This is a genomic window from Methanosarcina baikalica, from assembly GCF_031461075.1.
Classification (GTDB): Archaea; Halobacteriota; Methanosarcinia; order Methanosarcinales; family Methanosarcinaceae; genus Methanosarcina; species Methanosarcina baikalica.
The window spans coordinates 1-17,284 of record NZ_JAVKPK010000005.1; the positions used below are offsets into that span (position 1 = coordinate 1).

13 protein-coding genes are annotated in these 17,284 nt (G+C 41.7%); 10 read left to right on the forward strand and 3 right to left on the reverse strand.

Going from position 1 to position 17,284, the window contains the following annotated elements:
* The first annotated feature begins 688 nt into the window (after positions 1 to 688).
* From RG963_RS02095 to RG963_RS02120, 6 genes are all read left to right on the forward strand, one after another.
* The gene (locus RG963_RS02095) at positions 689 to 1,243 is read left to right on the forward strand and encodes a helix-turn-helix domain-containing protein (protein WP_310574622.1); all 555 of its coding nucleotides are present in this window, start codon (positions 689 to 691) and stop codon (positions 1,241 to 1,243) included.
* Between the two features lie 289 nt (positions 1,244 to 1,532).
* Positions 1,533 to 3,203 carry an AMP-binding protein gene (locus RG963_RS02100; protein ID WP_310574623.1) on the forward strand — a complete coding sequence of 557 codons (1,671 nt, stop codon included), beginning with the start codon at positions 1,533 to 1,535 and terminating at the stop codon, positions 3,201 to 3,203.
* Between the two features lie 24 nt (positions 3,204 to 3,227).
* Positions 3,228 to 3,350 (forward strand): hypothetical protein, encoded by a 123-nt coding sequence (locus RG963_RS02105; protein ID WP_310574624.1) that lies wholly within the window; start codon positions 3,228 to 3,230, stop codon positions 3,348 to 3,350.
* Positions 3,351 to 3,632: 282 nt separating this feature from the next.
* Entirely contained in the window at positions 3,633 to 3,881 is a 249-nt protein-coding gene (locus tag RG963_RS02110) for a 4Fe-4S dicluster domain-containing protein (protein ID WP_310574625.1), read from the forward strand.
* Between the two features lie 23 nt (positions 3,882 to 3,904).
* Positions 3,905 to 4,960: a 3-methyl-2-oxobutanoate dehydrogenase subunit VorB gene (locus RG963_RS02115; protein ID WP_310574626.1), complete on the forward strand. Its 1,056-nt coding sequence runs from the start codon at positions 3,905 to 3,907 to the stop codon at positions 4,958 to 4,960.
* Positions 4,961 to 4,962: 2 nt separating this feature from the next.
* Positions 4,963 to 6,408: a 2-oxoacid:acceptor oxidoreductase family protein gene (locus tag RG963_RS02120; RefSeq protein ID WP_310574627.1), complete on the forward strand. Its 1,446-nt coding sequence runs from the start codon at positions 4,963 to 4,965 to the stop codon at positions 6,406 to 6,408.
* A 1,996-nt stretch (positions 6,409 to 8,404) separates the two neighbouring features.
* On the opposite strand, the gene RG963_RS02125 is transcribed toward RG963_RS02120, so the two are convergent.
* Both RG963_RS02125 and RG963_RS02130 read right to left on the reverse strand, forming a co-directional pair.
* Positions 8,405 to 9,577, reverse strand: coding sequence for a type III PLP-dependent enzyme (locus RG963_RS02125; protein WP_310574628.1), 1,173 nt, complete (start codon positions 9,575 to 9,577; stop codon positions 8,405 to 8,407).
* A gap of 512 nt (positions 9,578 to 10,089) precedes the next feature.
* The gene (locus tag RG963_RS02130; protein ID WP_310574629.1) at positions 10,090 to 11,376 is read right to left on the reverse strand and encodes an APC family permease; all 1,287 of its coding nucleotides are present in this window, start codon (positions 11,374 to 11,376) and stop codon (positions 10,090 to 10,092) included.
* A gap of 289 nt (positions 11,377 to 11,665) precedes the next feature.
* On the opposite strand from RG963_RS02130, the gene RG963_RS02135 reads away from it, so the two are divergent.
* Positions 11,666 to 12,520, forward strand: coding sequence for a hypothetical protein (locus RG963_RS02135; protein WP_310574630.1), 855 nt, complete (start codon positions 11,666 to 11,668; stop codon positions 12,518 to 12,520).
* Between the two features lie 86 nt (positions 12,521 to 12,606).
* Here RG963_RS02135 and RG963_RS02140 read toward each other — a convergent pair whose 3' ends face one another.
* The gene (locus RG963_RS02140) at positions 12,607 to 13,788 is read right to left on the reverse strand and encodes an FprA family A-type flavoprotein (RefSeq protein ID WP_310574631.1); all 1,182 of its coding nucleotides are present in this window, start codon (positions 13,786 to 13,788) and stop codon (positions 12,607 to 12,609) included.
* Positions 13,789 to 13,952: 164 nt separating this feature from the next.
* On the opposite strand from RG963_RS02140, the gene RG963_RS02145 reads away from it, so the two are divergent.
* The 3 genes from RG963_RS02145 to RG963_RS02155 all read left to right on the forward strand — a co-directional run bounded on the left by RG963_RS02145 (position 13,953) and on the right by RG963_RS02155 (position 17,025).
* Positions 13,953 to 14,147 (forward strand): hypothetical protein, encoded by a 195-nt coding sequence (locus RG963_RS02145; RefSeq protein ID WP_310574632.1) that lies wholly within the window; start codon positions 13,953 to 13,955, stop codon positions 14,145 to 14,147.
* A 49-nt stretch (positions 14,148 to 14,196) separates the two neighbouring features.
* Positions 14,197 to 15,717: a glutamine synthetase family protein gene (locus RG963_RS02150; RefSeq protein WP_310574633.1), complete on the forward strand. Its 1,521-nt coding sequence runs from the start codon at positions 14,197 to 14,199 to the stop codon at positions 15,715 to 15,717.
* 381 nt (positions 15,718 to 16,098) lie between these two features.
* The gene (locus RG963_RS02155; protein ID WP_310574634.1) at positions 16,099 to 17,025 is read left to right on the forward strand and encodes a D-aminoacyl-tRNA deacylase; all 927 of its coding nucleotides are present in this window, start codon (positions 16,099 to 16,101) and stop codon (positions 17,023 to 17,025) included.
* Positions 17,026 to 17,284 lie beyond the last annotated feature (259 nt).

Genomic DNA, 17,284 nt, shown 5'->3' on the forward strand with positions numbered 1-17,284 from the left:
GTTTAGTTAACAATGCAATAATTTTAAAAACTGTTTTTTAAAGAGATCAAGCCTGAACTACCCCGGTCCTAGCCTGAAATCTCTGGTTTCTTCCATATGATGTGAGAAGTTGGTCTCTAAAAGTTATGGTATCCCCAAAGCATTAAATTCCCACATTCCAGCATACAGGTCGCGACATATCACAGATTTCTTTCGGCAAATGCTCTGCCTTATTCTTCAAACTACAATAGCTAAGCAGGCTGAATCTTATTAATGGTCGCTCAATCGGTTGTATTCTAAATAATTAGAATTTAACCGGGTTATTTTTGATAGCCAGACAAAATTTCTTATCTTTAAAAGTTGCAGGTTTACTCATGTGGCTTCGGTCAAGGTGCAAAACGCTAAAAAGTGTTATTTTTTATGTAATATATATAAGAATTATATTGGAAAAATCGCTATACTTGGTATTCGAAGTTGTGCATAAAATTCGTTACTCGAGACCAATGCAGGTTTACTATAGATCCAATCCTGTTATAATAAATAATAGGAATTGTGAAGAACTATGAATGATAATGTATATTAATTATAATTTTCAATGGCTCTGGAAGAAAAATCTCCTTTCAAACAAGCATTAACCCTGGGTAAAGCCAAAGGTTTTTAAGCAAATCTCAAGTTAGTTCTTGAAAAATCCAGCTGGAGAAGATATATCATGCAGGAAAAAATAAAAGAAATTGCAGCTCGAGTCCGTGAACTGCGGGAACTATCGGATTTCACGGTCAAAGAAATGGCAGAATATATGCAGGTATCCGATGAAATCTATGAGAAATATGAAAGTGGAAGTGAGGATATTCCGGCAAGTATACTTTTTGAAATTGCACACAAGCTGCGCGTAGACATGGCTACCCTCCTGACAGGTGAAGAGCCGCGCATGAATATTTTTACCGTTACAAGGGACGAAAAAGGGGTCAGCGTTGAAAGGAGGAAACAGTACCGGTACCAAAACCTGGCTGAAAATTTCATTCACAAAAAAGCTGAATTTTTCATAGTTTCGGTTGAACCCAAATCATATGGGACAAAGCCTGAGACCAATTCCCACCCAGGGCAGGAATTTAATTACGTGCTTGAAGGAAGCCTTAAAGTCTATATCCACAATAATGAAATTACCCTGAACAAAGGAGACTCCATTTATTTTGACTCCACATACGAACACGCCATGGAAGCTCTTGAAGGAGAGCCTGCTAAGTTCCTGGCAGCTATAATGTAATTTAATGTAATTTGATCTAACGTAATTTGATTTAATGTAATTTGATTTAGCGTAATTTGATTTAGCGTAATTTGATTTAACGTAATTTGATTTAACGTAATTTGATTTAACGTAATTTGATTTAACGTAATTTGATTTAACGTAATTTGATTTAACGTAATTTGATCTCAAATCTGATAAAAACTTGATATGCGGGATAAAATTTTAAAAACTTTGAAATTCACAAAGGCCCTTAAGCCTTTAAAAATATGGAAAGATGAATAATAAGCAGATAAAACGGGTGTCCAGAATGACTTCCTTGCTGAGCCAATTTGTTTCCAAAACCGATTTCGAATCTTACGAGGATTTCCAGGAAAATTTTAAAATCCTGGTTCCTGAAAATTTCAACTTTGCCTATGACGTGGTCGATACCTATGCAAGAGATTTTCCTGAGAAACTTGCAATGATCTGGTGCGACGATAACGGAGAAGAAAAAACCTTTACTTTCAAAGACCTCAAATACTACAGCGACAAGGCTGCAAATTTCTTTGCAAAGCACGGGATAGGAAAAGGCGACTATGTAATGCTTACCTTAAAGAGCCGTTATGAGTTTTGGTACTGTATCCTGGGATTACATAAACTGGGAGCCATTGCTGTGCCTGCAACCCATATGCTCAAGACACGAGATATAGTATATCGAATAGAGAAAGCCGGCCTGAAAATGATCGTCTGCATATCAGAGGATGAAGTTCCTGAGCAGGTGGACGAATCTCATTCCCAGTGTGGGGATATCCCGCTTAAAAAAACAGTTGTTGGAGGTAAACCTCGGGAAGGCTGGATTGATTTCAGAAAAGAACTTGAGGAGGCTTCCCCTGACTTTGAGCGTCCTGCCGGTAAGGCTACAACTACAAATGATGATATTTCTCTGGTTTATTTCTCCTCAGGAACCGCGGGCTTCCCAAAAATGGTGGAACACGATTTTACCTACCCTCTTGGACATATTCTTACCGCAAAATACTGGCAGAATGTAGAGGATGACGGGCTGCATTATACGGTTGCAGACAGCGGCTGGGGAAAATGCGTATGGGGAAAGATCTATGGGCAGTGGATAGCAGGTTGTGCGGTCTTTGTTTATGACTACGACCGGTTTGAAGCCAAAAACATGCTTGAAAAAGCTTCCAAATGCGGTGTTACAACTTTCTGTGCCCCGCCGACAATCTACCGCTTTCTGATCAAAGAAGACCTGAGTAAGTATGAATTCGGTACATTGAAATATGCGGTCGTTGCAGGCGAACCCCTGAACCCTGAGGTGTTTAATCGGTTCCTTGAATTCACTGGAATAAAGCTCATGGAAGGGTTCGGGCAGACCGAAACTGTTGTAACTATCGCAACTTACCCGTGGATGGAACCAAAACCCGGGTCTATCGGAAAGCCATCTCCTGGCTATAAAATTGAGCTTATGGACAGGGACGGTAGGCTCTGTGAAGTAGGAGAAGAAGGAGAAATCGTTATCAACACAAAAGGAGGAAAACCTGTCGGATTCTTCGTCCACTACGGAAAAGACCCGGAGAAGACTGAAGAAACCTGGCACGACGGCTATTACCATACAGGAGATATGGCCTGGATGGACGAAGACGGCTACCTGTGGTTTGTGGGAAGAGCTGACGATATTATCAAGACTTCGGGATATAAAGTAGGGCCTTTTGAAGTGGAAAGCGCCCTTATCCAGCACCCTGCAGTGCTCGAATGTGCAATTACAGGTGCTCCGGATCCTGTAAGGGGCCAGGTTATTAAGGCAACGGTTGTGCTCACAAAAGGTTACGCGCCGGGAGAAGCACTTAAAAAAGAGCTTAAGGAACATGTAAAAAGAGTCACTGCTCCCTACAAATACCCGCGTATCATAGAGTTTGTGGATGAACTTCCGAAGACCATTAGCGGAAAGATCCGCAGGGTTGAGATCCGGGATAAAGACCAGACGTAAACCAGAAATAAAAATTAATCTGAAATGGTTTTAGATGAAATTAAACAAGCAAATGGATCAGATCTGGTCAGAAAAGAAAGAAAAATTCAGATTAAATCAGAAAAAGGAAAAGAAAGGAAAGAAATAAGTAGCTTTAACTTTTTCTGAAAAGTTTGTTTTAAAAAAATGTGGTTCCGGACTTGCTTTAAAGTCTTATCTCAATTTTCCTTTAATGTAAGGTATATAACAAATTATAGAATTTAAGAAAAATACGTGGAAACCGAAGGCTCTTCTTTCTGTCACACAAAACCGGTTGGAGAAAAATAGGGACTGGGAAAAATCTGGGAAAAGAAAAATAAAAACTCCAGATGGTCCTGGACTCCAGGACGGGCCTGGAAGCTGAGAAGAACCACAGGATAATTGAAAAATAAACGAAATGAGGACCCCCATATGTCAATGAACGATAAAAAAGAACCATATCCTGTTATCAACACTCTGGAGTGCAAAGCCTGCGGGCGCTGCCTCCTCGCCTGTCCCAAAGGCGTACTTTTCATGAGTGAAAACCTGAATTCTCGGGGCTACCATTATGTGGAATATAAAGGAGAGGACTGTTCAGGCTGTGCAAGCTGCTATTATACCTGTCCTGAACCTCTTGCAATCGAGATTCATATTCCCATGAAAGAAGAGGAAGCCAGATAAAAGGCGGAAAGGGAGGAAAAAATATGGCAACACAACTGATAAAAGGCAACTCCGCAGTGATCGCCGGTGCACTTTATGCCGGATGTGACTGTTTCTTCGGATATCCAATAACCCCGGCAAGTGAGATCCTTCATGATGCGTCTAAATACTTCCCGAAAATAGGGAGAAAATTCGTCCAGGCCGAATCCGAAGAGGCGGCAATTAACATGGTCTACGGAGGTGCATCTGCAGGGCACAGGGTCATGACTTCTTCTTCAGGCCCGGGAATCAGCCTGATGCAGGAAGGGCTTTCATACCTTGCTGGCGCAGAACTTCCCTGTGTGATTGTAGATGTCATGCGGGCAGGCCCTGGACTCGGAAATATAGGGCCTGAGCAGGCGGATTACAACCAGGTGGTAAAAGGCGGAGGGCACGGCAACTACAAAAATATCGTGCTTGCCCCAAATTCCGTGCAGGAAATGTGCGACTTTACCATGAAAGCCTTTGAGCTTGCCTTCAAGTACAGGAATCCTGTTGTGGTACTCGCAGACGGTGTGCTCGGACAGATGATCGAGTCTCTCGAGTTCCCGCAGAAAGCTACTGTACCTGAGATCGATACCAGCTGGGCAATTAACGGTACAGCCGAAACCAGGCCTAACCTGATAACCTCAATTTACCTGGACTTCAATGAACTCGGAAAGTTCAATGAGAAGCTACAGGCAAAGTACGAGTTGATCAGGCAGAATGAAGTGGATTATGAAGAATATCTGACAGATGATGCCTCAATTGTCCTTGTTTCTTATGGGATCAGTAGCAGAATTTGCAGATCAGCCGTAGACCTTGCCAGGCAGGAAGGCATCACAGTAGGCCTTTTCAGGCCGAAAACTCTCTCCCCGTTCCCTGAGGCACCGCTGAAAGCCCTGGCAGATAGGGGCTGCTCCTTTATTTCCGTGGAAATGAGTAATGGACAGATGATAGATGATGTCAGGCTTGCAATCTGCTGCTCACAGCCTGTAGAGCTTGTAAATCGTATGGGAGGGAACCTGATCACCCTTGACCAGATTATGGATAAAATCAGGAAAATTGCAGGGGAGGCATGAAAATGGCAGCGGAAATCATTAATGGAGAAAAAGTAATAGGAAGGCCAAAAGCCCTTTACGCAGACTACCCTCGCAAAGGAGCGGTAGCCTCGACAGCCACTCACTACTGCCCTGGTTGCGGGCATGGGGTTCTTCACAAGCTTATTGCCGAAGCAATTGATGACCTCGGGATTCAGGACAGGACAGTTATGATCAGCCCTGTGGGCTGTGCGGTCTTTGCCTACTATTACTTTGACGCAGGCAATATCCAGGTTGCCCACGGACGTGCCCCTGCAGTAGGGACAGGGGTTTCCAGAGCAGAAGAAAATGCTGTGGTTATCTCGTACCAGGGAGACGGGGATCTCGCATCAATAGGCTTGAACGAGACTCTTCAGGCAGCAAACAGGGGTGAAAAGCTTGCAGTCTTTTTTGTGAACAACACAGTCTACGGAATGACAGGCGGACAGATGGCCCCGACAACTCTTGTGGGTGAAAAGACCACTACCTGCCCTGAAGGCCGTGACCCCTGTTTTGCAGGCTACCCTCTGCATATGTGCGAACTTCTGGACAACCTGAAAGCTCCTGTTTTTATTGAAAGGGTTTCGGTATCTGATATTTCCCATATAAGAAAAGCCAGAAAAGCCGTGCGAAAGGCGCTTGAGATCCAGCGTGACGGTAAAGGATATTCTTTTGTCGAAGTTCTTGCTGCTTGCCCGACTAACCTCAAGATGGATGCCGAACAGGCTGTCAGTTTCATTAATGAGGAAATGGAAAAGGAATTCCCTCTCAAGAAGTTCAGGGATAACTCCGAAGAAACCGAACCCCTGCACCGTGGAGTCAGTGACTTTACTACTGAAACCCTTGAGAAACTTTATGGTATTGAAGCGGATGCCAAAGAAAAACCTTCCAGAAAGGACTTTGCCCCGATCCAGACCAAGATTGCAGGTTTCGGAGGGCAAGGAGTCCTCAGTATGGGTATTATCCTAGCCCAGGCAGGGGTAAAAGCAAACCTCAACGCTTCTTGGTTCCCGTCTTATGGCCCGGAACAGAGAGGGGGCACATCCAACTGCTCGGTTGTGATTTCAGGCCAGCCGATAGGCTCTCCTACTGTCTACACCCCTGACATCCTGGTAGCTATGAACCGCCCTTCCCTGGAAAAGTTCGAAGGGGCAGTCAGAGAAGGAGGCTTTATCCTCTATGACTCCTCCATAGGCGAAGCCAAGACGCCTGCAGGTGTTAAAGCCGTTGCAGTCCCTGCAACCGAAAAAGCCAAAGAAGCAGGCTCTGAGAAAGCAGCCAACTCCTTTATGCTCGGAGTCCTTATGGGCCTTAACGCAACAGGCCTGGAAGAGGAAGCCTTCAAGGATGCTCTTGCCGAAAACTTTGCAGGCAAACCTAAAGTTATTGAATTTAATCAGACGGTTCTCGAAGCAGGGGCACAGTGGGCCAGAGAAAACGTTAAGATCTGAAGAAAAACTGAATTTAAGAAAAACTGATTTCTATGAATAAACAGGCGGAGGAATATCTTTCTCTACCTGTTAGCTTTTTTCAGTATTTTTTCATCAATTTTTCAGTAAATTCTTATTACTTCTGTAAACTAATTGTTGTAATTAAAATACTTTCAGCTGACTTTACCGTCTTTAATTGTTCTAATATCAGATATTTTTTTGCATGTTTATCTTGTCCAGGAAATTGCTCCTAAGGAATGGAAATCTATAAAAAACGCAAGCAAAAGGTACAATTTTCCAAAACAGAAAGGAAAGTTAAATTTATGCATAAATTTGAAATCAATCATAAGCTTTATTAAAGCCAAATACATTGTAAGGAAAAGAAAGACTTGTAGAAAATATTTTTTAAAGTTTTTGTTAACAGACTGTTAACAGACAGTATTTAAAAGTAGTTTATCAAGTTAGAAGTAGATAGTAGGGTCTGAGTCCCTATTCTCAGGTCCCTACTTGCGATCCAACCCAAAGATTAAGAGGAAACCCTATTACTCTTAATCTATACATTTATAATGACGTTAAGATATATATCATAACCGACCTAAAAAACAATTTGTAATTTGAATTTTCAAATATATTGTACATTTGTTTTGCAGCGAAACTTTTAATGACGTTAAAATATTTAATTTAAGTATTATTAACAATATTAAATTGCAGATAAATTTCATTGAAAGCTTCGTCTGACTACTCGGAAAATTTCGAAATAATACAGATCCAAAAAAGCAGCCATAAAAGAACTTTAGGAATCCAGAAAAAATCATAAGCTTTATAAAAATTAAAGACATTGCGAAAAAAAGGAAGAATTATAGAAGAGAAGTTAAAAGGTAATTACGTCAAAAGCAATTACATTAAAAGCAATTACATTAAAAGCAATTACATTAAAAGCAATTGTCAGCAGAGAAACAGCATAGAAGTAGATGGTAGGGTCTGAGTCCCTATTCTCAGGTCCCTACCTGCGATCCAACCCAAAGATTAAGAGGAAACCCTATTACTCTTAATCTATTCATTTTATAATCATGTGTACATATATATCATAACCGATCCAAAAAATCTGTTTTGATCTAAAATTTCAATAGAATTAAATAATTTTTCTCCTTCTAAAATTTTAATAGCGTTAAATACTTCTGAGATCTACAAATAAGAGATATATTTTAGTAAAGGACTATATTTTTAGCTGCCTTCCAGAGAACAAAAACCGGAAAAGAGGTTCAGGTTTCTCATGTGTTTTAGTAACTATTCAGCTACCCAATAATCACTATCAAAAGCCGTAATTTACGTGGACTGTAATGTCTGTTATACTTAAGCTTATTTTAGATTCTGATGTCAAATGAAGGCGTTTTTAATTTTGCTATGAATCCCTAATTTTGGTTACCCAGAGGGTCAAAATCAGCATCAATTGGCTCATTTCATGGTCTCTGAATAGTTGCGTGTTTTATTTAATAGCTGATCTCAAAACCAATTTTATCCCATCAGTAAGAGTTTCAGAAATCATTTTCATGAACTGAAACCTTAATTAATTCTCCAGAATACGAGATCAGAGAATCAATTATAAGTTTTGGGATTAGCTCTAACGCAAAAAAACTCTGTATCAGCGTAAACAGAGTAAAGAAATATAGCAAAATTAAGGATGCCTGAAAAAAAGTTTATAAGAATAGATGATAAGGGCCCTGTTCCCATTTAGCGGGGCCCTATCGATAATCCCAACCCCTTTAGATTGAGAGGAAACACTCTAAACTCTCAACCTGCATTCTCTCAGAGTATCCTGTAAATATATAGTATAATCCGTCTGAAAAATAGTTTCTGATTAAATTTACTGATCCAACGTATATTTTTGCCTCAATCAAAAATTTCAATAAAACAAAAAAATTATAACTCCATAATAATACATATAATCAGTAATCGAGAAAAAGCATTAATCGAGACGACAGGAAAATAAATATAGAAACGGGCTAGAACAGCCCTTTCAAATAAGATAAGACCTGAGGGGCGGGAAGCCGTTAAAGCTCACAGAACTGTAACTTTGAGTGTACGCGCCTGTTGTAAAGATATATACGCGGTTTCCTTCTCTCATTGTGTGGGGGAAGGCATATTTGTATTGCTCGTAAAGAATATCCATGCTGTCGCAGGTCGGACCCGCAAGGATTACTTCTTCGGCACAACCTTTTTTATCGCAGAATATAGGGTATTTAATGCATTCATCAAGGGTCTCGATAAGGCCCCCGAACTTGCCGATGTCAAGATAAACCCATTTGTACTGGTTGAATCTGGCCTTCTTGGAGATCATTACGACTTCACTTACGATTATACCTGCATCGGCTACAAGAGAGCGCCCGGGTTCTATAATAATTTCAGGCAGCTCTTCCCCAAAGTCTTCATGTAAAAAGCGACGGATTTCCCGAGAATATGTCTCAAGATCATGAGCCTGTGCCTGATATTTTGCAGGAAAACCCCCACCAAGATTGATCATCTTCAGATGGATGCCTTTTTCAGCCACGGCCTCAAAGAGGTATTTACATTTGGAAATTGCATTGTCCCACTGGCCAATGTCCCTCTGCTGGGAACCAACATGGAAAGAAAGCCCATAAGGCTCAAGCCCCAGTTTTTCGGCCTTCAGAATAAGCTTGTATATCAGGTCAGGGTGCGAACCGAATTTCTTTGAAAGAGGCCAGTCAGCACCGTCACTTTCAGTGAGTATGCGGAAAAATACTCTGGAACCTGGAGCTCTTCTGGATAATTTCTTCAAATCACTCTCAGAGTCAGTAACAAAAAGCCTCACTCCCTTTTCATATGCATAAGCTATATCCTTTTCTTTTTTGATAGTATTGCCGTAACTGATCCTTTGAGGTTCTATCCCGAGCCCGAGCAGCTGATCAAGTTCGTAAACCGTTGCCACATCAAAATTGGAGCCTTTGTTTTTCAGGGCAAGCACAACCTCGTCCATAGGGTTAGCCTTTACAGCATAGTGAATTTTTGCAAAGGGCATGTGCTCTACCAGATTTTCGTAACTTTGCTCTATCTTTTGCAGATCAACGATCAAAAATGGTGTTTCTTTATCCCGGGAGAACTTTTTAATTCTGTTAAAATCGTCTCTTGCAACGAAATCCTCCAGCGGAAACTCATAATGCTCTTTTCTCATATCTACTCCCTTGTTAAATTTAAACTGATCCGTAATTAAACTTATGCTAATTCTGATTAATAATTTTTAGAATCTAATCGGTTGTATCAATTATTGAATCCATAATGAATTATTTTGATAATCCGTAAAATAAAGCGATTCAAATAGGATTTAATGTATATAAAACTAATTATTGGTGAATATAAAGATGCCAAATTAACTGAAATCAATAAATATTTAAAATAAATAGTCACATTCTCAAAAAAAGCTTTAATAAGCTTCTTTTAGTTATTAAGGAACGTAAAATCCCTTACAAGCCCACAGCGCAAACGAGAAATCGTAGATGATCCAAAAATATGCATGGGCGATTTTCACCCATAAAAAAGAATATTATAGGCTTGAGAAAGAATCGAGACATATTGTAATGATTAATTGGCAATAAAAGCTTTAATTTACAATATTTTGGATAAATAATCTGTATTAAGCATTTTTACAGCAGGTCAATTTTCAGAACTTAATGAAAAATTATACAATTAAGCAGGCAGGCCTTTCTTTCGGGTTTTGAGCAGCACTATCAGCACACTGATCCCTATGAGAACAAGCCCATAAGCTATGACTTCCGCATTTAGTCGGGAAAAGAGAAATACGATAGAAAGGGCACTAAGCGACGGAAGCAGGGGCAGGCGGCCAACACTAAAAGGAACTTTAAAAGGGCGCGTTCTTGTAGGGTCGGCATAACGGAGCTTTATAAGGGAGAGGTTGACCATAAAAAAGACAATAAAAATCATAAAATTAGCAATATTTGCTACTGTCGTAATATCCCTAAGCAGGACAAACAGGATTGAGAGGCATGCAACTCCGAAAATTGCAACCCATGGAGTCTGGTAACGGCGGTGTACTCTTGAGAGGCTTTTTGGAAGCGAACCCGCATATGCCATGCCGTAAACAATCCTTGACCCCCCAAGCATAACTACGAGTACCGTGTTCATCGTAGAAAAAAGGGCAATCCAGGATAGAAGGACAAAAGCACCATTCCCAAGCTCGACAGCTGCAACATCCGCAAGCGGGACAACTGAAAGGCCGAGAACCCGAAAATCGAGCACGCTTACGGCTGTTACTGCCACACAAATATAAAGGAAAACAGTAAAGAATATGGCAATAAGCAGGGCTTTAGGAGTCGTGTTCTCTGCATTCTGTGTCTCCTGCGACAGCCTTACAATGTCTTCAAAACCGAGAAATGCAAAAAAAATCAACGTCGAAGCCTCAAATATCCCTGTAAGTTCCGGCGCCTCAAAATAATTTACCGTACCAAGGTAAGGGAGTCCCACGTAAATAATAATTAAAAGTCCCAGAAGTTCTATCAGAGTTATGAAAATAGCCAGCCTTGCAGATTCCTTTATTCCATAAACCATGATAAGACTAAGGACAAAAAACAGGCTCACCGCTCCTACTAGATTTCCACCTCCGAAAATGGTACTGAAATACCTTCCGAACCCAAGGGCAACTGCAGAGCTGGTTATTACCACAACCCCAATGACGAGCAGCCCCACAAATAGGCCCACACGCTCTCCAAACGCTCTTTTTACAAATTCATATTCAGCTCCTGCCCTTGGATACATGGAAGAGAGTTCCATATAACTCAGGGCCGAAAGCGCAGCAGTAGCTCCTGCAAACAGAAAGGAAAACCAGACCATATTGCCTGCAAGCCCCGCAGCTTTTCCTATCAAGACGTAAATTCCGGCTCCCAGAATGTTGCCAATTCCTACCAAAGTAATTTCAAGTAAATTCAGTTCTTTTTTTAGTTCGGCCTCCCCTTCCATAAGAAACTCCTGCATCTTAAACTTGAAATTCAGGAATATAGATATAAACATAAATATGGGCGTTAATGCCTATTAAAAAGACTGTTTCATGAAATGACTATGATAAGACTCCTATTCACCCGGTTCTCAAAAGAAATTCATAGAATGATTTTTTTTCCCCACAATAATACTCAGTTCCCTAAATCATGTTTAATTTCAAACATTCTATACCATAGAAATTGTGTTTCTTAATTTCTGTTAAAAACAAAATAACATAAAAATTAAACATTTTAAGCCATCAGAGATAAAAATGAAGATTGAAAGGTTAAGCTCAGTTGCTCGCTCCATAAACCTTGCTTATCCCACAAACAGGGCGATTGTAATAATTACCCTCCTTTTTCTCCTGGGAACCACAGGCCTTCAACTTTTCCTGGGGGAAGAGATTTCGTCGGCTTCGGATTCCGGCTTAAGGGCAGGAGTATCGGTATTTCTTGCCTGGGCATTTGCAAGGGAGCTGGATACTGACAATGAGCTCTCAGCTTTTGTTGCGGCTTTTTTGGGTTGTGCAGGGTTCCTGCTTTTTCCTTCCCCTTTCCTGCTAGCCCTTTTTCTGGAACTCCTGCTTATCCGTATAATAAACCGGAGTACAGGCCTGGCTGCAAAAACTTCCGATTCTCTGGTGATACTTCTGCTTTCAGGCTGGATTTCATTTCAGGGAGAATGGCTTTTCGGCTTATTTACAGCACTTGCATTTTTCCTGGACTCTTTCCTTCCGGAACCCAATCGGTGCAACCGCATTTTTGGGGGCATCGCATTTCTAATTTCATTGTTCGTTTTTATGAGAACTGCAGGAAAAGAAAGCATTTTGATGAATACACAGTTAGGGTTATTCATGCTTGCAGCAGCTTTCCTATATATTCCACAGCTTCTCAGTTCCCGGAAAATCAAATCAAGAGGAGATCTTACAGGAATTCCTTTAGACCCGCTTCGCATCCATGCAGCTCAACTGACAGCTCTGTTGAGTGCAGTTTTATTCGCAACCCTAAAAGGATGGGCAGGAGTTGAAAGCCTCATGCCTTTATGGGGAGCGTTTTTAGGGATCTCCCTTTATGGATATTTACACATGCTGCTGAAAAGGTTATGTAAGGTCTCTCGGCCAGATTAACTGCAATATATTACCGGACTGAAATAGCCTGAGTGCATGCTTAAAAGGTTCTTCAGGCATGAATCTTTAGGCAGAGACTTTTCAGGTTATGATTTCATTTTTTGAGCAAGCTCCAGGCCTATTTCCTTAACCTTTGTTAAGTCTTCTTCCCTGGCTCTGCCTTTCACCTGAAGGGTTCCCACAATCTCCATTTTCGAAGGTACCAGAATTTCCCCTGCCTGTTTAAGTGCGCCTCCGCCCCAGCCAAAGGACCCCAGTACAACCCCGTACTTTGCAGGCGGATTGAGAGCTTTTACCAGGTATGTGCCGTAAAGGGCAAGAGGGTGCATGCCTCCAAGGACGGTCGGAGCTCCAAGGATAATAGCACGCGAATCGACCAGTTCCCTTGCAACGTCTCCTATGTCAGAGACTGCAAGGTCATAAATTCTAACATTTATACCTTCTTTTAGTAAGGTTTCTGCAATTGTCCTGATCATCTCTGCTGTGGAACCCCACATACTAACATAGACGATAAGGGCTTTATTTTCGGTCTCTCCTGCAGTCCACTTTGCATAGGGTTCAAGTATACGCTGTGGATTTGTGTAGATAGGTCCATGACTGGGGGCAATGATCTCGATCTCAAGGTCCTTTATTTTTTCAAGAGCTTTTGCCCCCATTTTCCCAAAAGGCATCATGATTTCCCCATAGTAGCGTTTTGCCAGAGGAATAAGGTCTTCAATATCTTCATCGTAGACTCCCTGAGCAGTATGAGCTCCGAAAAAGTCACATGGGAAAAGAACTTTGTCTTCAGGCAGGTATGTGAACATGGTTTCAGGCCAGTGGAGCCAGGGCGCTTCTATAAAACGAAGGGTTTTTCCCCCCAGCTCGAGGCTATCTCCATCAGCAACAATTTTAATCCGAGCTTCAGGCAGCTCGTGGTAAAGACTTGCCATTTTCACGCCTCTTTCCGTCGTAACAAGCACCGAGTCAGGAGCCCTATCCATGATATAACGAATTGCACTGGAGTGATCGGGCTCGGCATGGTTCATGATAAGATAATCCAGCTTTTCCAGGCTGGAAACCAGGTTTATTTTCTCTTCGAATTCCTTTTCAAAACCAGGATTCACGGTATCGATAAGGGCCGTTTTCTCTTCTCCTTTCACAAGGTAGGCGTTATAGCTTGTCCCCTGAGGCAGCGGAATCAAAGCATCAAACATTCTGCGGTTCCAGTCTTTTACACCAACCCAGTAAACATGTTTGGCAATTTCAGGAATATTGTAAATCTCCATATTTTTCCTCCATCCTCCCTGACGAATAAAAATAGATCGAAATAAGAAACAGATAGAAATCTCTGGCTGCTCTATCAATCTGATAACTATTTTTACTGAATGACTATATTGTATTCGTTCAATATATTTATTAGGCAAAACCCTTAACTTGACATCTCCATTTAATGAGAAAAATAGAATTATGCAAAACAATGCAAAATAAAGCTGCGTTGCCCTTTAGTCATAATATTTTTTTCGAAAAATTAAAAAAAGAAAAACTTTATATAGACAGCAGTCAGTTATCTTCTTCCTATCACGTAAGAATTCACAAAATTATGGTTAATGTGGCAACGAGTAAGCCTAAAAAAGTTCAGTATTAAAATAAGGCTTTGATACTTGGATATTCGAATTAAAAAAGAAGGGATAATAATGAAAACATCATCTGTAGAACTGAATCCGAACAAACTGGTACAGTACCTCAATAAACCAGCAAGCGAATTCACCAAAGAGGACATTATAAAGTTCGTCAAGGAAAACGGTATTAAAATGCTGACTTTCCGCTATGTTGGCGGGGATGGGAGACTTAAAGCTCTCGCCTTCGTTATTAGAGACGAAGAGCACCTTGACAACTTACTTTCAGCCGGGGAGAGAGTGGACGGATCAAGTCTTTTTTCATACATTGAGGCAGACTCAAGCGACCTCTATGTCATGCCTAAATACAGGACTGCCTTTTTAAATCCTTTCGAAGAAATCCCCACTCTGGACATTCTCTGTTCCTATTTCGACAAGGAAGGAGCCCCCCTCAAAAGCGCTTCTGAAACCGTCATGAAGAAGGCTGGCCAGACCCTGACCGAGAAGACAGGCTATGAACTTCAGGCAATGGGCGAACTCGAATACTACATCATTGCCGACAAAGATGAAGTCAACATGAATTTCCCGGCCGTTGACCAGAGAGGATATCACGAATCTAATCCCTTCACCAAATTCGACCAGCTAAGGAAGGAAGCAATGTTGTACATCTCCGAAGCTGGCGGAAAAATAAAGTACGGGCACTCTGAAGTAGGGAATTTCACCGATGACAATTACTACTACGAGCAGAACGAAATCGAATTTGAGACTGACACACTTGAAAACAGTGCCGACCGTCTGCTTATTGCAAAGTGGATGCTCAGGATGCTTGCCGAGCAGTATGGTGTAAGGGTCAGTTTTGCCCCGAAGATCACTGTCGGGAAAGCCGGAAGTGGGCTGCACGTCCATATGAAACTCCTGAAGGACGGAAAGAGCGTTATGGTCGAGAATGGTGATGTTAGCGACGTTGCAAAGCGTGCAATGGCTGGCATTCTTGACATCGCAGCAGGAATTACTGCCTTTGGAAACAGGATCCCCACATCCTACCTGCGCCTTGTTCCTCACCAGGAAGCTCCTACCAACATCTGCTGGGGAGACAGGAACCGCTCTGCCCTTATCCGCGTGCCCCTTGGCTGGTTCTCCGAAGGATCCAGCAAGATGGTGACTATCGCCAACCCTAACTACGGCGAGGAGCTCAGGAACCACAGTTACAAATCAACCTTTGAATTCCGTGCTGCAGACCCTTCAGCTGACCTTTATCTCCTCTTTGCAGCCTTCGCTGTAGGTATTCGCCACGGGTTTGAGATGGAAAATGCCCTTGAGGTTGCAAAGAACCTTTACATCAACGTGAACATCTTCAAGGACGAACATAAAGACAGGCTTGCCGAGCTCGAGCACCTTCCTGCTTCCTGTTATGAGTCCGCCCAGGCCCTGAAGAAACAGAAGGATATTTTCATGCAGTACGATGTCTTTACCGAAGGTATGATTAACGATACCACAAAAGACCTCGAGGCCCTTGACGACTATCAGCTCAGTGAGAGGCTCTACGGGAAGAACGAAGAAATCAGGAAACTTGTGGACGCTTATTTCCACATTGGCTGATACAAATTCCAGCACTTTAATAAAACCTTTTTTCTTTTTTCCACCAGAAAAATGCATGGTTCCCGCCCCCCAGGGAGAGGAACCTGCACAAATAATTTTTCCTCACACCTTTGTAAGATTTTTTAAGAATAACTTCATACGTTGAAGCTTTTCAGAATTACTCTCCAATCTGCTTTTAAGGAATAGGTGTCTAAAATTTCGGTCCAATTATCTATTCCGGCTCATGTATCCAGTTATCTGCTCCGCTTCGGAATTTAACTCTTTAATGAAATCCTTAAGTTTTTATGTAATTTTGCAAACCAGAAGACAACTTTTTGGGTCGGCTTTATCTATTTTAACGGAATCTATAGGGCAAAAGCAATAAAACCCGGATTGATCAAAATGAACGATGAAAGCAATCCAAAAAACTTAAACACTAAGGAAGGAAAAAGTCCCGAAAAAAATGATCCGAAAATAACGATCATATGTTCTGCCCCAGACCTTGCCAGCCAGAACATTAAAACCCACCTTTTGAGCCTTAGGGAATGGAAACTTCTTAAACTTCCAGACAACTCCGGATTTTCTACAGCTCGCGAATCAGCGGACGGGAAATTCAGGCTTGTCGAAATTGAAGAGATACATGTCTTCCAGGATGGGCTGGATAAGAAACTTGAAGCCGCAGGGCTGCCAGCTTCCCTTATAATTTTCGCATCCAAGCATAGAAGTAAGGAGGAAATAAATTCCCTCACCGTGCACTGCACAGGAAACCCTTCGGGAGAGGCACGGCTTGGAGGCTGCCCGAGATCACTTGCAGTTTCTTCTCCTGCTGCAATGAAGTCCATTCTGACAGAGATGAAGCTTCTGGTTGATCAAAAAAATCTGAAGTACGATGTTACCCTCGAAGTAACCCATCACGGCCCTACAGAACTTTCAGTCCCGTCCCTTTATGCCGAAATAGGAAGCACTGAAATACAGTGGAAAGATGAGGAAGCAGGTGAGGTTGCTGCAAAAGCCATCCTTGCAGTCTCCCTTGAAAAAGTGCCTGTTGCTCTTGGTTTTGGAGGAGGACATTATGCCATGCGTCAGACAGGACTTCTGTTTGAAACCGGGATCTCTTTCGGGCACAATTTTCCCAAGTACCAGCTGGAATTCGTGGACGAGGCTCTAGTCAGGCAGGCTGTTGAGAAATCAAAGGCCGATTTTGCTTATTTTGACCGGAAATCCATGAAAAGCGAAGATCGGAACAGAATTTCCGAAGTCCTTGAGAAACTGGGGATTAAGGTCCTCAAAGAATCCGAGATAAGGGAAAACTATAGGTACGAGAGTTAAAAAGAAAAAAGATAGTAAAAATAAGCTTAGAGATTCCATACTCCAGAAAAAACCCTAATTAAGCTCTTTTTTCAGTCTTTTCTTTAAAATATTTTTTATGTATTCGTTAATTTACGTGACTTATCGTTTTAGGAACTTATATCGTTTTAGTAACTTATCGTTTTAATTTCATTGGTTCTCCGCAACACGTTATGTTGCCTGTACAGCAAGTATCCGTAGCACAGCAGGAAGCTCCACACTCGTTTACTACCTTTAGCTC